The sequence below is a fragment of the Vibrio glycogenivorans genome (assembly GCF_051660965.1).
Classification (GTDB): domain Bacteria; phylum Pseudomonadota; class Gammaproteobacteria; order Enterobacterales; family Vibrionaceae; genus Vibrio.
In genome coordinates this window covers 270416-284374 of the sequence record NZ_JBPVIS010000004.1, presented here as the reverse complement: position 1 = coordinate 284374, position 13959 = coordinate 270416, and the positions used below count along the sequence as shown (strand labels likewise).

Sequence of the window (13959 nt, the reverse complement as noted above, 5' to 3'; positions counted from 1 at the left end):
GAGTATGCTGCAGTTTTCACAACAAGAGATGGCTTCAATCAAGCAACGAGCAACGACAGAGATCATTGAGGCTCTTAAGAAAAATAACGAAGTCGTGCTAAATAATGACGTCTTGGTGCCCGTTGATGGCCGCGCGACATGGAATCTTTATTACTTCTGTCCAGAGCACGGCGTGCGTTTGACTTGGGACCGTGATAAGCCAGAGTCTCACTGCTGTCCGGTGGATGGCAAAGAGTTTACCGGCGAACCGTACGATGGAGCTTGGTGGCGTTGGCTTAATGGCTTAAACGCCAAGGCTTGTTACGACTTGGGCCTGCTTTGGCATCTTACCGATGAGCCGATTTACTTAGAAAAAGTGCGCGAAATTCTGCTCGCCTACGCCACCTACTATCCAGATTACGAAGTTCATGGCGGTATTCCTTACAATGGTCCAGGTAAAGCCAACGCTCAGACGTTGTGTGAAGCGAACTGCCATATCGACCTTGCGCGCGGCTACGACTTTATCAAGCAAGCCCTAACGACAGAAGAGCAAGAGAAAATCGAGCAGCGCCTACTGCGTGAGGGAGCGGAGTTCTTGATGGAACATCGCACGGCGCAGCTACACAACCACGAAATGAAGATCAACGCGACCATCGGCGTAATTGGTTTGCTGCTTGATGATCAGCGTTATCTCGAGTTTGCCCTCAATACCGAGTACGGCATCCATTATCAGCTGGATAACGGCGGAATAGGCGAGGGGATGTGGTTCGAGGGCTCGATCCACTACCACTACTATGCGCTGCAAGCCCTGCTTAACTTTGAAAAGATGGCCTGCAACACGCCATATTCAGTGGCTTCAAACCCGAATTACCTCAAGCTGCTTAAGTTCCCACTGCAACTAGTAATGAATACTGGCGACTTCCCGCGCCTGAATGACTGTATTGCCGGCCAAGAGAAGCTGGTTCACGCTCATTTGTTTGAGTTCGCCTACAAGCAGACCCCGTGTGGGGAGTTTGCCCGCGTGTTGGCGAGCATTTATCAAAATATCAGTCGCGAGAATATTGACGCGCTTTTATATGGCGTCGATGAGCTGCCTGACGCTCAGCCACTGCAATGTCAATCGATTCATGCACCGGGTGCTGGGATCACCATCGCGCACGATAGTGAGATGGACAATGCGATGCTGCTTAAACATGCCCCTTACGGTGGTGAGCATGATCATTATGATCGTCTTGGTCTGATCTTAGTGCGCGATGGGGTGGAGATCTTGCCTGATCTTGGCACCACTGGATATGGTGCGGAGCTGCACTACGGCTATTACAAAAATACCGCGACCCACAACACGCTAGTGGTCAATCAACAGAATCAGTCACCAATCAACCCTGAGCTGCTGGCGTTTGCCGAGACAGAGCAGTACACCTTAGTGGATACGCGTGTTGATTGGAGTCAGGCTCCAGCAACGGTTGATAGTCATACGATTGTCCAATGGGACAGCAAGGCCTACCAAGATGTGGCATTCCGCCGCACTATGTTGTGGTTTGGCGACATGGCGGTTGAGCTTAACCATATTGACAACCCACATCAACAGCAATTTGACCTCACCTACCATGTGCGAGGTGAGCACCGAGTGAATGAGTTGCGTGAATCGATCGATAACCCACTCCAAGGGCCACTGGCGCGAATGACATCGACCCAGCTTGTAAAAGGGCAATCTCGTTTTACCCAAGCCTACGATATTGCAAACCAAGCGTCTTACAACCAGCATTTTGTGTGTGATAGTGATGTTGATGTGCTGACGGGCTACGCGCCAGACAATCCAGCAACCTCAGATCTGGCCTATAGCTTGATTCGCTCAAGCCAAGCGCAGCTAAAAGCCGCGGTATTACACGATCTTTCAGCGCAGCAAGACAAGCGCTTGGTCGGTGTGGTGTGGCAACAAGACTCAGTGTGTTTCAACATCGAGAGCCCAGACGAGGTTCGTCGTTATCGCTACGACTTAGCCGCATGTAGCCTATCTGTGATTGACTAGTAGACGCTCTGTCGTTGTCCGATTACCTGCAAAGCAAAGAGATTATGTCTAACCTTGTATAAGTGCCATTTAGCCAGCCTTCGGGCTGGTTTTTTGTGTTTATGGCACTGCAAGTGCGTGCTGATATGCGGTTTTGAACTTATGGTTTATTTTTTGCGAACCTAGGGTTGCTTTTATTTGTCATACAAATAAAATCCTATCTTCAAAAGTTGCGAAGTGGATGGTTCCTCGCATTTTTCATCGATTGTGAAAAGGTAGATAGACAACATGATTCTTAATGCTTTTAACCTGCAGGGTAAAGTGGCCATGGTAACCGGTTGTAATACGGGTTTGGGTCAAGGCATGGCCATCGGTCTGGCTCAGGCTGGCTGTGATATTGTTGCTGTCAATCGCTCAGAGCCAGCAGAGACTCAGGCGTCAGTTGAGGCGCTTGGGCGCAAGTTTATTGATATCCGCGCCGATCTCAGTGACAGTCACTGCGTGCCTGCGATTGTTGAGCAAGCCATTGCTGGGGCCGGTCGCATTGATATCTTGGTCAACAATGCTGGTATTATCCGCCGCAGTGAGGCGCTTGAGTTTACCGAGCAAGACTGGGATGAGGTGATGGATACCAACTCCAAGACGGTATTCTTCCTCTCTCAAGCGGTGGCGAAACAATTTATTGCACAGCAGAGCGGTGGCAAGATCATTAACATCGCATCGATGCTTTCTTTCCAGGGCGGTATCCGAGTCGCGTCTTACACCACCTCTAAGAGTGGCCTGATGGGCTTAACCCGCCTGATGGCCAACGAATGGGCGCAATACGGTATCAATGTCAATGCGATTGCACCAGGTTATATGGAAACCAATAATACCGAGGCACTGCGCAACGATACCCAGCGTAATCAAGAGATCTTAGCGCGTATCCCTGCCGGACGCTGGGGCACGCCTGAAGACTTGGCTGGGGCTTGTGTGTTCTTAGCCTCAGATGCAGCGAACTACATGCATGGTCACACGTTAGCCGTCGATGGCGGCTGGTTAGCGCGCTAAGGCTAAAATGATGGATAGCATGATGATGGCGCAAACCCTAGGGTTTGTTAGCTTTGCCCTTGGTGTGTGCACCTTTTATCAAAAAGACGACAAGAAACTCAAAACACTGATGATGGTTTTTCACTTCAACCATCTGATCCATTTTTTGCTATTGGGCTCGATGATCTCAGTGCTTAGCTCGGCGTTATCAGCTTGCCGTACGGCCACATCGATCTACACCTCTTCATTCAAGGTCGCCTTGGTCTTTATCGTCATAAGCCTTGGAAGTGGCCTATACATGATGGACTCGCTTAATGATCTTTGGCCGGTTCTCGGCACGGTGATCGGCACCTATACCGTATTTGCCCTGAAGGGCGTAGCGATGCGTGTCGGCTTTCTTATCGGTGCCTTATGCTGGCTTACCAACAACATCATGGTCGGCTCGATTGGCGGCAGCTTGCTCGAAGTCACCCTGATCAGCGTCAACTTAGTGACTATGAGTCGACTGATGAAACAGACTCACGACGAGTCAGTGGATGAAAATGAAACAAGAGAGCCCGCATAGGCTCTCTTAGCGGCATTAGGCGCTGTGACTGCTGACCTCAAAACGGCCAATCAGCTGCTCTAGGCGCTCTAGGGCGTTACTCATCAAGGTGACACGGCGTGAGAGTTGCTTAGTCGAGCCCTGTAGCTCTTGTACCGAGCTCTGGGCCTTATCCGCCGTCGCTTTATTTTCCAAGCTGTTTTCATCCAATTTAGAGATGGTCTGGAACAGGTCGGAAACCGCTGCATGCATCTGTTCGCTGCGCTCGGTCGAATCGACCATCAAGCTGCCATTACTCACGTTTTCAACCCCTTGCTCCATATAATCAACCGCCTGTGCTGACTTCTCATGCAGTTGCTTCATCAAGGCACCAATGTGATTGGCGGCCTCTGAGGTTCGGTCAGCCAGCGTTCTCACTTCCGAGGCGACCACAGAAAATCCGCGCCCATGCTCGCCGGCGCGAGCGGCCTCAATCGCGGCATTGAGCGCCAATAAATTGGTTTGCGCGGTAATATCCGTGATGAGGTTGATGATGTCCGAGACCTTTTCCATCTCGCTGTTGACTTGGTTGACACTGTTTGCGGAACGTTCAACAATCTGGCGCACGCTCGCCATCCCTGCCGCTGCTTGCTCCGACTCCTCCTCAGCACTTTTCACCGCCTCTTTCATTACTGCATCCATCTGGGTGGCAGAGACATTGGCATTGGTGATCTCTTGTTGCTGATACTGGCTTAGGTTAAGCATATTATTCAGTGCAGAGGACGCCTCATCACTGACACTGCCCATCGCCTGGCTGCGACGAAACATTGACTGCGATACCTGTTTAACCTCATTGCTGGCAAACACGAGCTCACTAATGATGCCATCAAGGTTGTCAATAAAGCTGTTGGTCCAGCGGCCAAGGCTGCCCAACTCATCACTACTAAAGGTGGTGGGATCCAATCGTTGACGAAGGTTGCCATCTCCCTCGGCCAGAGTCTGCATCACAAGGGTCATGTTATGGACTTTTGCCGCGAGCGGTTTGGTGATGGTCAGGCGAAAGATCATCAGACTGAGCAACATAGACAGGAACATAAGCCCACCTTGTGCCAACGCGCCCAGCCCAAACCAAAGGCTGATCAGAAAGGGAGTAAACAAGGTGACGGCCATACCTAAGGTAAACTGTTTGGCCAGCTTGTAGTCAATACTGCGGTCGCGATACACCTCTTCAAGGTCCGATTCACACATCATACCAAACGTATCGGGTGAGCCCTCAAGTTGGAACGTCACCCCCTTGCCGATAACGGGAATATGTCGATAGTCTGAATAACCTGGGTACTCAACAAACAGGTTGCTGCCGTTTTTAATGGTTTCGCGTACCCCTGGGTGGAGCTGATTGGTCGCAGGGTCGGTAAAGCGAATTTCAAACTCAGTGTGGCGCTGGATCTTGACGGTGCCCCAGTCGGTGTTGACCCCTTGTTTGAGGTTCTCACCGTGCGAGAAGGTGTTGTCTTCGAAGCGTGAGCGCGACAGAGCTGTGCCAGGTTGGATGCTAGGATCGTGTACCGATTTAACCATAAACAGGTAATTGTCGCCCGACTCACTGTAGATATGCCCGGCCTCACGCTGAATTAGGTCACCAATCACATCGTTAGGAACGCGGCCACACAGACAACCGAACCCGCCGTCCTCATTGGTAAAGGGGAGATAGAACATCAAGGTGACTTCATCGTGGAACGAGGAGCTTGAAGCGCCAGTGTCTAACGTACGTCTGTCAACATAAGGGCCGTGCAGGTAGCGCTGTGACAATCCATTTTTCAGCGCGATGGGATCAGTAATGGTCTGACCGATGTGTTGAGAATGACTTGAAGCTATGGTCACTCCTTGTTCATCGGTGATAAACAGCTCAGAGAAGTCCTTACCACGATTGAGTAGCTGCAACAGGGTTTCTGCGGCTTTGTCAGAGCCTCGGCTAGCAAGATAGAGCCCGGCATCATGGAGAAAGTTCCATTGGTTACTCACCCAAGTATTGAGTAGGTGAACACGAGTTTGAGCGATACTATCGAAGGTTTGCTCCAACTCTCGAGTGCGGTGGCGATTATGAAAGCAGGCTGTGCGCATCGCGAGTTTTCCAGTTGCCCCAAACCAGTTCAACCAGTGACGTTCTTCTTGAGATAAGTCCATGTATCCTTCCTGAAAAATCCATTAATTCAAACACTAAGCAATAATTATTCCAAAGGTAAATAAGATGTAAATAGAGGGAAATGGACTTTTTTGCTGAATCTTTGCCCTATTTGTGAGCAAGTTTCGTTATTTTGCTGATTCATATTGGTGCGTGGCACTTTTTTGGTGCATAGGGTTTTGGGAGCGATTCCCTCGCCGACTAAGCTTGATTTATCTCTCACGTGATGAGCTTTTGCTTCGCTAAAAGGCGAGATGGAACTGGATGTGTTTTTTGTTACTAATCTCAATACTCATACAGCGTGTTTCAGTCTATTTGGTGTTTGTCTCTAATCTGAATCTGAGATTTATATCATTGTATGTACATTGATATAGAAAGAAATTTTTAGTGATAGTGGCTCGTTGAGCTATGTCTGAAGTGTGACGACTATCAAAGTAGATACTTACTTTGGTATGTCGATATGCTCCGCTTTTTGGTTTTGATTACGATATTGTTGATGGTCGGCTGTGCACAGTACAACCAAGCTTCATTGCAAAACCACTTGGGTCCAACTGACTATGCGCAACAGGTCAGTGATATGGAAGTGGAGCAGAGTTTGTGGCATGAATATTCTGACATTGTCCACAGAGTCAAGCACGGGCAGGTAGTGACGTATACAGCACCAATGTTTGATGATGATTGTTTTTTGATTGTTAACCAATCTCATACCACGCTCGATATACAAGCGTATTTCGATAGTACGTCGAGCCATTGCGTTGAGGAGCGGTGGCTAGAGGATGTGATCGAGTTTGTCGACATCAAGTTAGATGCCGATTTCACACTCGGCAGCCGATTCTACGATATAACCTTGGTGGATAAAACCGCGAAAGCCCGACTACCCAATGTGGTTATTTTGGACTATCGCGGTTACGCGGGAATGAACCGGATACGCTCAGAAAGGGCGACCTTTGAGGTGTTTATACTGGCGCATGAAATCGGTCATAGTATTGAGCCTACAAATAAAACCGAGCTGACCCCAGATTTATTTGCCTTGCGTGTGGCAGATGCCTCGCTCGACGAAGCGGCCTATGACCTTCTTGAGCAAGATATTCTTAACATCAGGGGGGCCTCACTGATAGAAAGTCATGCGATTGCGGACGAGCTTAGGTACTACCTAGGAATAGAACCCTAGCGAGCGGCGTAAAGCTAAGCTACATTTCCTGCGCAAAACTGACACGCATCTAGATGCTTCCGGCACTTTTGTATTTTTATATATCAGCATAATAACGCCATCTGTCTACTCGAATGTACAGCGATATGCTTGCTCCCTGCGGAAGCGGTCACAGTTTAATGAGCTTGGTTTAAGGTACGCTGGACTGTGGCCGTTTTAATACAAAAATATCAATATTTTGTAACATTTGCTCGGTTGGTATTGAGCAAAATTGTCGTGTTCGCCCCATAAACCCATTGCTGCGTGCGCAATAATAGTTACAAATTTATAAAAATAAGAGAGGAAAGCCGTGGGATTAAAGGATATATCTATCAAGCTTAAGTTGCAGTTGATGGTATTAGTGACCGCGATTCTGATTGTACTCATGAGTGTGTTCAGCTTAGTGGTGCAAAAAGACCAACAGTTGGTTGAGCGTAATCAAAAGTTACAAGATCAAATCGAAACGGCCATCTCTTTAGCAGAGTATTATCGTAACCGTAGTGACCTATCTAACGAGCAGGCGCAGCAGCAAGCGCTCGAGGCGCTCTCATCGCTGCGCTATGAAGGAAATAATTACTTTTGGATTACCGATACCGCCAATACTTTGGTCATGCACCCATTGCGACCAGGCTCGGTGGGGAATGACATGACATATATCCGTGATGGTGCGGGTAATTACCATTGGCAGGAAATGTCGCGAATTGCCCGTACTTCCGGACAGGGTGGTTTGAATTATGTATGGATTGCGCCAAGTGGCGAAAGTCATGAAAAGATTTCTTATGTCAGCTATATCCCAGAATGGGATTGGATTGTTGGCTCTGGTTTATTTGTTTCGGATATTGATGAAGCGTTTGTTGACGATATCGTGCTCCAGATGAGTTTGGCACTGTCTATTATCGTCATCATGCTTGGGGCGAACATGGTCGTTGCGAGGACTGTCGCTAAGCCGATAGAGGTGTTGCTCGGCAAGCTAAATGTGATGGCCAGTGGTGACCTGACTAACAAGATTGCTCTGGACCAAAAAGATGAGGTCGGTCAGCTGTCAAAGAGTTTGTGTGATATGCAAACGACGATGCGTAAAACGTTGCAATTGTCTTCAGATACCTCGATGAAAGCCCAGGTGCTGTCGGAGAATATTGCTTCAACCAGTGAGCAGACCGCCGTCAGTATTGCCTCCCAGAACAGTCAATTAGAGCAGATCTCAACGGCAATGACAGAGATGTCGAGTACTGTCCAAGATGTGGCGTGTAACGCAGAGCAAACCGCCGAGCGCACTAATGATGTTGCCCAGCAAGCTCAGCTAAGTAGCACCAGTATGAACTCAACGCTTGAGGAGGTCGCGGCAATATCAAGCTCGATTGAGGAAACCTCACATCTGATGGCGCAGCTCAAGCAGGGGGTCGATAATATCGGAGCTGTAGTACAGGTTATCCACGAAGTTTCTGAACAAACCAATCTACTGGCGTTAAACGCGGCGATTGAGGCGGCGCGAGCAGGTGAGCAAGGGCGAGGTTTTGCTGTGGTTGCGGATGAGGTGCGTAATCTTGCTAGCCGCACCCAAGACTCGACTGACGAGGTGCAAAAGACAATCAACGACCTTTACAGCCAAGCCGATAAGGTGGTAGAGGTAATGGCAGCAAACGATGCCAATATCAGCTCGACAGTTGAAGCCGCCAACCAAACCAAACAGGCGTTAGACAGTATGGAGGGCGCCCTAGGTCAGGCCAACAGCATGGTGGCGCAAATCGCAGCCGCAGCAGAGCAGCAGGGCACAGTTGCCAACGAGATGAGTGAAAATGTCTCAACCATTCACCTGTCAGCCGGTGAAATCAATCAAGCCACCAATCACCTAGCCAGCCAAACCCAAGAAATGGTATCACTCGCCGAAGATCTCAAGCAGCAGCTAAGCTACTTCAAACTATAACCACAGGAGCGGGGTTCGGGTACGCTTCGCTACGGGGTACGAGGAGTTCGTAGCGTGTGTTGAATTCCTCAACCCTCAGAACGAAGTGAAGCGTGCCCCTGAATAGTAGCGAGATGTGGGTGCGTTTCGCTGTGGGGTGCGAGTAGTTTAAAGCGTGTGTTGAACTCCTCGCTCCTCGGAACGAAGTGAAACCCGCTCCCCGCCCCTAAAATAGCGTTAGCTATTTTATGAAAGTGACAAAGTAGTTGAGCATGATGCTGTCGCTGTTGAACTCGATGGCGCCGCCGTGCCCCATGTTGTGATAGGTTTGGTTGGCGGTAAACATCATGGAGAACAGCCAGTTGTCATCACTGTAGCGGTAGTCAATAAAACCACCACCAATACCAAAGCTTGCTCCGCCGACTAAGGTGTTGAGCGGGATGCTGTAGCCGCCTGTCACTGAGTGGAAGTGGCTGAAGTCGGATGCGGCTTTTGCGTAGAAACGACCAGGTTGGTTGACAATCAAGCTCGCATGCAAGCCAAGCTCATCATCCCAGTCATGGTCAACCTCTTGTTCGCCAAATTGAAAGCCAAGACCGGCACCAAACTGGCTATTTGCCATGCAGCCGAAAGAGACACTAAAAAGTGCCAGTAGTTGAATGAAGTATTTCATGAAAGTGTTAAAGGAAGCTAAAAAGTGGGGGCATAGTAATACAATAATGGCCTGATATTAAGCACATTTTTATTGTGTAACTGTACCGTAAGAGAATACGACAAGAGCAGGTGCTTTGAAAAACTAATTGAACCAATTTGGTTGATAGGGCGAAGATGACTTCGCCCCAACTGATATCAATGGAAGATTTGACTGCTAAAACGCAGATGCTTACTGTGCCCCATCAATTTGTGAAATTCTTTGTTTTCAAGCCTTAATAGGGTTTCGTGATCCCCCGCTTCTAAGTATATCTCATCCAGCTTACCAAGCATGTCATCAAACACTGTGGTCATATGGTAGGGGCTCCCTACTGGCGGCACAGCACCATGGTCACAGTCTTTGAACAGCTGATAAACGTCTTGCTCTTTCGCAAGGTGAAATGAGGCATTAAAGACATCATTGAGCTTGGACAGGCTAATTTTGTTATTCGCTGGCAATACCGCCATCATGTGACGCCCCTCGTGATCTTCAAGTACGACACCTTTGGCAAGATTCATCAGTGGGATGCCCGCCGCCCCACCGCTTTGCAAAGAGCTATTACTGTGTTTGTGTGTGACAGTATTAAACTGGATGTCATGTTCGACCAGGTATTGGTCTAATCGCGTTGCAATGGTCATACACACCTCCAAGTGTCTGGGACCTTATTTGCAATTATAGCGTAGACACAGGTTCGAGGTGCGGGGACGGGCTTCGCCCTACGAGTAGCGAGGATTTTTGCGTGTGTGGTAAGCCCTTCATTCATAGAGGCGGAGTATGGCTTGAACATCGCCCTAATATAGGTTCGAGGTGCGGGGACGGGCTTCGCCCTACGAGGAGCGAGTAGTTTTGCACGTGTGGTATGTACCTCATTCACAGAGGCGGGTATAGCTCGAACCTCACCCTAAAATCAGGGTGAGGTTCGGGTGCTGCTTTAGCTATTTGGGATGCAAGGACCTAAAAACATGTGATTCACTACTCGCTCCTCGGAACGAAGTGTAACCCGCTCCTCGCACCCTGAATAAAGCCGAAGGCTTTATTCGTCATTCACGTTTTGGATGTTGATGACGAGGTCGTTCCAATTGCGTTGGTTGTCGATTTCGAACTGTGCGCCTTGCTCGTCAGCCCAGGTAAAACGGGTGATAGCGGAGGTTTGGCTGGTGGCTTGATAGAGCCAGTAGGCTTCGGCTTTGAGTGCTTCTTCGATGGGTTTATCAATCGACTCGTAGACGGTTTGCTTACAAGCGTTGATCGATTCTGCAGGGAACTTGGCAATTCGGCGCGCCAAATTTTCTACGTATTCGCCGATTTCATCGGGCTCAAGCGCTTTATTAATGGTGCCGTAGGCTTCGGCTTCGTCGGCATCAAAGTCGCGGGCGCTGAGAATGATTTCTAACGCGCGGCCCAATCCCACTTGGCGTGCCATGCGTGATGCACCTCCGCCACACGGCAAGATACCCATCGCGACTTCCATTTGCATAAACTTGTACTTGCCGCGAGCAGCAAAGCGCATATCACACGCCAGCGCAAACTCATGGCCACCCCCGCGCGCAAAGCCTTCAATTTTGGCAATCGTTGCTTGAGGAAGTTTACTGATTCGCTCAAGTACCGCTTGCAGGTCGAGCAGTTTGGCTTCGTCGCGAGACACTGCCTGTTTTGACATATCTCTTAGCAGGTTGGTGTCGTAGTGACAGACCCAAATCTCTGGATGAGCCGATTGAAAGACTACGACCTTGACCTCACGGTCACGCTCCAGTCGCAGTGCCAAACTTGATAAGTCAGCCAGCATTTCTTGCCCTTGAACATTAACCGGTGGGAAGTCAAAAGTTACCCAGGCAATGCCGTCATCGATATCAACGTTAAACGTGGTGAAGTTCTTGTATTCCATGTTGCGATCCTCATTGGTTTGGTCACTGTTAAAACTAGAGGGCGCAGTCGGTTTCGTGTATGCGCAAGTGAGGAAAAGAGAATTAGCAATTGCGATATAATCAAATCACGTCGATTATCTAGTAATGTTATTTACGATAAGGTGCCCACTCACGTTATGGAAATCGAGTCCCTGCGTTTATTTGTTAAAGTGGCAGAGATGCTCAATATTAGTGGCGCCGGTCGAGCGCTAGGCTATGCCCCTGCGATGGCAAGCGCGCGCCTGTCCAAGCTAGAGAACCAGATTGGTACCGACCTTCTGCACCGTTCTACGCGCAAGGTCGCACTCTCAACTGAGGGAGAGCGCTTCCTCCCCTATGCGAGAGAGATCCTTGCTCAGCACGACAACGCACTGGCCGCGATTGGAACTGAACTCGACCAAGTGTCGGGTGTGCTGCGTTTTGCCGCGTCGAGCACCTTTGCTCAGCTCTACATCATGCCACTTTTGCCAGAATTTTTAGCCCGCTACCCAGACTTGGATATTGAGTTAAAGCTCGGCGACCAAGAAGTGAATATCATTGAGGGCAGCATCGACCTAGCGCTGCGAAATACCGCAGTGAGTGACAGTAATTTGCGCGCGCGCAAGCTTGCGCCCGATCGACGTATCTTGTGTGCATCACCGGATTATCTGTCTCGTCATGGCTTTATTTCTCATCCTGATGAGTTGGTTAATCATCAACTTATTGCGTTCAAAGCTAATCGAAAACGTATGCTTAGTGGTGATGACTCACCGGATATGGTGGCATTTCCTCCGCAAGCGAGCAAAGCCAGGCTAGTGTGTGATGATGGAACCAGTATGAGAATCGCGACACTGGCAGGCGCTGGCGTTTCAATGCACGCCTATTGGAGCGTTGCGAACGATATTAAGGCGGGTCGGCTGGTACGGGTGTTACCAGATTATGAGGTCGACGATCAAACCGCGATCTGGCTTGTCTATCCTAAGGCGAATGCAGTGAGTATGAAGGTGCGCGTATTTATCGATTATTTGGTCGATAAAATCGGCAACCCACCGGTGTGGGAGCGAGAGGGTGATCATAAGTGATCACCCCGATGACTAGTTAGCTTTTACTCAGGCGTAATTGGCGACCAAAGACATTGATCAATGCGCCAGTGACAATCAGACCACCGCCCATATACGTCCAAACAGAAGGCACCTCATTAAACACCCAGACGCCAATCAAGGCTGAGAAAACGATCTGAATGTAAGAGTACGCCGAAGCTTGTCCCGCAGCTTGGGTCTGCATCGCTTTAGTCAGGCCGTATTGGCCTATTTGGGTAAAGATCCCAATCAACACCAGAACACCAGTAATGTATAGGCTCGGCCAGACAAAATCTTGCCAAGCGAGCAACAGTGATGCAGGCAGGGCAACCAGAGGGAAGTAGAAGATGATCACCGAGCTGTCCTCGGTGCGGCTGAGCTTTCTGACAATGATATACGCCACGCTGCTGCCCATGGCGCCAAGCAGTGCAATCATCACACTGAACAGCGGTAAGTCTTGAGCCTGATTGCCGGCCATATTCGGCTGGACTATGACCCAAAGGCCGAGCAAGCACAATCCAATGCAGATCAACGTCGGCAGTTGAATACGTTCTTTGAGAAACAGCAAGCCCAGTAGCGCAGTCGATACCGGATGAACGTATTGCAAGATAGTCGCCTCAGCAAGTGGCAGAGTGGTCACAGAGTAGTAGACACACATCAAAGCCATTGTGCCAACGGTGCCGCGGGCCAACAGTAAGCGCTTATTGTTGCCCCAAATTGAGATTTTCTTACGTTTGACGTCGAGATAGCTGATGATCAGCGAGACCAATGCGCGCGCCGCCACGATTTCAAACACGGGTATGCCGTGAGTACTGACGTATTTAACGCAAGCGGACATAAGGGCAAAACCAAGTGCAGAGAGGAGCATAAAGCGAACTCCGGTTGGCACCTTGGCGAAAAGTTGACTAGGCATGATAGGTCTCTTAGCAATAGGGAGGCGGTATCATACGCGATACCCGTCACAGCGCATAGGCATCAAATAAAGTTTTTACTATTAAAATATAGTTTAGTTTTGAGGACATAACGGAGGGGGAGTAAACGCGAGGCGCAGGCGAGGCATGGCGTTTGTTCTAATAGCAAAAGAGCAGACCATGGTCTGCTCTTTAGATCGTCTTGGCTAGCGGCGTTTAGAATTTCTTTGGCGCAAAACCTGTCATCACCTCAAGGCGCAGCTCTTTACCAAGTTTGGTCATTGGGTGTACGACAATAAGTCCTTTTACCGAGCGTTTAAGTTTGCCCATGTCCGCTTGCTCTGCCTTGGTGATCTCGCGCGAGAAAGGCATATCTAGCAAGCTCTTACGCTCTTTGTTCAAGTCGTACTGCTGCTTGTGCTTCAGTGAGCTCGCTTTTTTGCTCAGCTTATCCAAGTCATCGGTAAACTTGGTAATCATCTCCTGATCACCACGAGACTTAGCGGCATCAAGCTTACGCTGACACGTATCAATGCGGTTGTTGAGGTTCTGTAGCTCTTTTTTAATGGTCATCTGTTTGGT

General features: G+C 49.3%; 12 protein-coding genes. 6 read left to right on the top strand and 6 right to left on the bottom strand.

From position 1 onward, the window contains the following. Positions 1-4: 4 nt before the first annotated feature. The 3 genes from ACSTTG_RS12030 (at position 5) to ACSTTG_RS12020 (ending at position 3581) form a co-directional block, all read left to right on the top strand. On the top strand, positions 5-2008 hold the full coding sequence (locus ACSTTG_RS12030; protein WP_438474971.1) for a heparinase II/III domain-containing protein: 2004 nt from the start codon (positions 5-7) through the stop codon (positions 2006-2008). Between the two features lie 267 nt (positions 2009-2275). Then, positions 2276-3037: a 2-dehydro-3-deoxy-D-gluconate 5-dehydrogenase KduD gene (kduD, locus tag ACSTTG_RS12025; RefSeq protein ID WP_438474970.1), complete on the top strand. Its 762-nt coding sequence runs from the start codon at positions 2276-2278 to the stop codon at positions 3035-3037. Between the two features lie 7 nt (positions 3038-3044). Then, positions 3045-3581: a YgjV family protein gene (locus ACSTTG_RS12020; RefSeq protein WP_438474969.1), complete on the top strand. Its 537-nt coding sequence runs from the start codon at positions 3045-3047 to the stop codon at positions 3579-3581. A 15-nt stretch (positions 3582-3596) separates the two neighbouring features. Here the strand turns inward: ACSTTG_RS12020 and ACSTTG_RS12015 are convergent, their stop codons facing one another. After that, entirely contained in the window at positions 3597-5723 is a 2127-nt protein-coding gene (locus ACSTTG_RS12015; RefSeq protein WP_438474968.1) for a methyl-accepting chemotaxis protein, read from the bottom strand. Between the two features lie 458 nt (positions 5724-6181). On the opposite strand from ACSTTG_RS12015, the gene ACSTTG_RS12010 reads away from it, so the two are divergent. After that, complete coding sequence (locus tag ACSTTG_RS12010) at positions 6182-6892, top strand: hypothetical protein (RefSeq protein ID WP_438474967.1); 711 nt, start codon at positions 6182-6184, stop codon at positions 6890-6892. 328 nt (positions 6893-7220) lie between these two features. After that, positions 7221-8834, top strand: coding sequence for a methyl-accepting chemotaxis protein (locus ACSTTG_RS12005; RefSeq protein WP_438474966.1), 1614 nt, complete (start codon positions 7221-7223; stop codon positions 8832-8834). A gap of 220 nt (positions 8835-9054) precedes the next feature. On the opposite strand, the gene ACSTTG_RS12000 is transcribed toward ACSTTG_RS12005, so the two are convergent. The 3 genes from ACSTTG_RS12000 to ACSTTG_RS11990 all read right to left on the bottom strand — a co-directional run bounded on the left by ACSTTG_RS12000 (position 9055) and on the right by ACSTTG_RS11990 (position 11389). Beyond that, positions 9055-9486, bottom strand: coding sequence for a hypothetical protein (locus tag ACSTTG_RS12000; RefSeq protein ID WP_438456896.1), 432 nt, complete (start codon positions 9484-9486; stop codon positions 9055-9057). A 176-nt stretch (positions 9487-9662) separates the two neighbouring features. Further along, complete coding sequence (locus ACSTTG_RS11995; RefSeq protein ID WP_438474965.1) at positions 9663-10142, bottom strand: aminoacyl-tRNA deacylase; 480 nt, start codon at positions 10140-10142, stop codon at positions 9663-9665. Between the two features lie 395 nt (positions 10143-10537). Then, positions 10538-11389 (bottom strand): enoyl-CoA hydratase/isomerase family protein, encoded by an 852-nt coding sequence (locus ACSTTG_RS11990; protein WP_438456898.1) that lies wholly within the window; start codon positions 11387-11389, stop codon positions 10538-10540. A gap of 156 nt (positions 11390-11545) precedes the next feature. On the opposite strand from ACSTTG_RS11990, the gene ACSTTG_RS11985 reads away from it, so the two are divergent. Further along, positions 11546-12469, top strand: a complete 924-nt coding sequence (locus ACSTTG_RS11985) for a LysR family transcriptional regulator (RefSeq protein WP_438456899.1) — start codon at positions 11546-11548, stop codon at positions 12467-12469. 16 nt (positions 12470-12485) lie between these two features. Here the strand turns inward: ACSTTG_RS11985 and ACSTTG_RS11980 are convergent, their stop codons facing one another. Continuing rightward, positions 12486-13379, bottom strand: coding sequence for a DMT family transporter (locus ACSTTG_RS11980; RefSeq protein ID WP_438474964.1), 894 nt, complete (start codon positions 13377-13379; stop codon positions 12486-12488). A 214-nt stretch (positions 13380-13593) separates the two neighbouring features. Continuing rightward, complete coding sequence (locus ACSTTG_RS11975; RefSeq protein WP_438456901.1) at positions 13594-13950, bottom strand: YibL family ribosome-associated protein; 357 nt, start codon at positions 13948-13950, stop codon at positions 13594-13596. Positions 13951-13959 lie beyond the last annotated feature (9 nt).

What these genes read in the sequence shown, in the direction of transcription:
- ACSTTG_RS11990 (WP_438456898.1), bottom strand. Translation starts at nt 11,389, where the DNA reads ATGGAATACAAGAACTTCACCACGTTTAACGTTGATATCGATGACGGC.
- ACSTTG_RS11995 (WP_438474965.1), bottom strand. Translation starts at nt 10,142, where the DNA reads ATGACCATTGCAACGCGATTAGACCAATACCTGGTCGAACATGACATC.
- ACSTTG_RS12020 (WP_438474969.1), top strand. Translation starts at nt 3,045, where the DNA reads ATGATGGATAGCATGATGATGGCGCAAACCCTAGGGTTTGTTAGCTTT.
- ACSTTG_RS12000 (WP_438456896.1), bottom strand. Translation starts at nt 9,486, where the DNA reads ATGAAATACTTCATTCAACTACTGGCACTTTTTAGTGTCTCTTTCGGC.
- kduD (WP_438474970.1), top strand. Translation starts at nt 2,276, where the DNA reads ATGATTCTTAATGCTTTTAACCTGCAGGGTAAAGTGGCCATGGTAACC.
- ACSTTG_RS12015 (WP_438474968.1), bottom strand. Translation starts at nt 5,723, where the DNA reads ATGGACTTATCTCAAGAAGAACGTCACTGGTTGAACTGGTTTGGGGCA.
- ACSTTG_RS11980 (WP_438474964.1), bottom strand. Translation starts at nt 13,379, where the DNA reads ATGCCTAGTCAACTTTTCGCCAAGGTGCCAACCGGAGTTCGCTTTATG.
- ACSTTG_RS12010 (WP_438474967.1), top strand. Translation starts at nt 6,182, where the DNA reads ATGCTCCGCTTTTTGGTTTTGATTACGATATTGTTGATGGTCGGCTGT.
- ACSTTG_RS11975 (WP_438456901.1), bottom strand. Translation starts at nt 13,950, where the DNA reads ATGACCATTAAAAAAGAGCTACAGAACCTCAACAACCGCATTGATACG.
- ACSTTG_RS11985 (WP_438456899.1), top strand. Translation starts at nt 11,546, where the DNA reads ATGGAAATCGAGTCCCTGCGTTTATTTGTTAAAGTGGCAGAGATGCTC.
- ACSTTG_RS12030 (WP_438474971.1), top strand. Translation starts at nt 5, where the DNA reads ATGCTGCAGTTTTCACAACAAGAGATGGCTTCAATCAAGCAACGAGCA.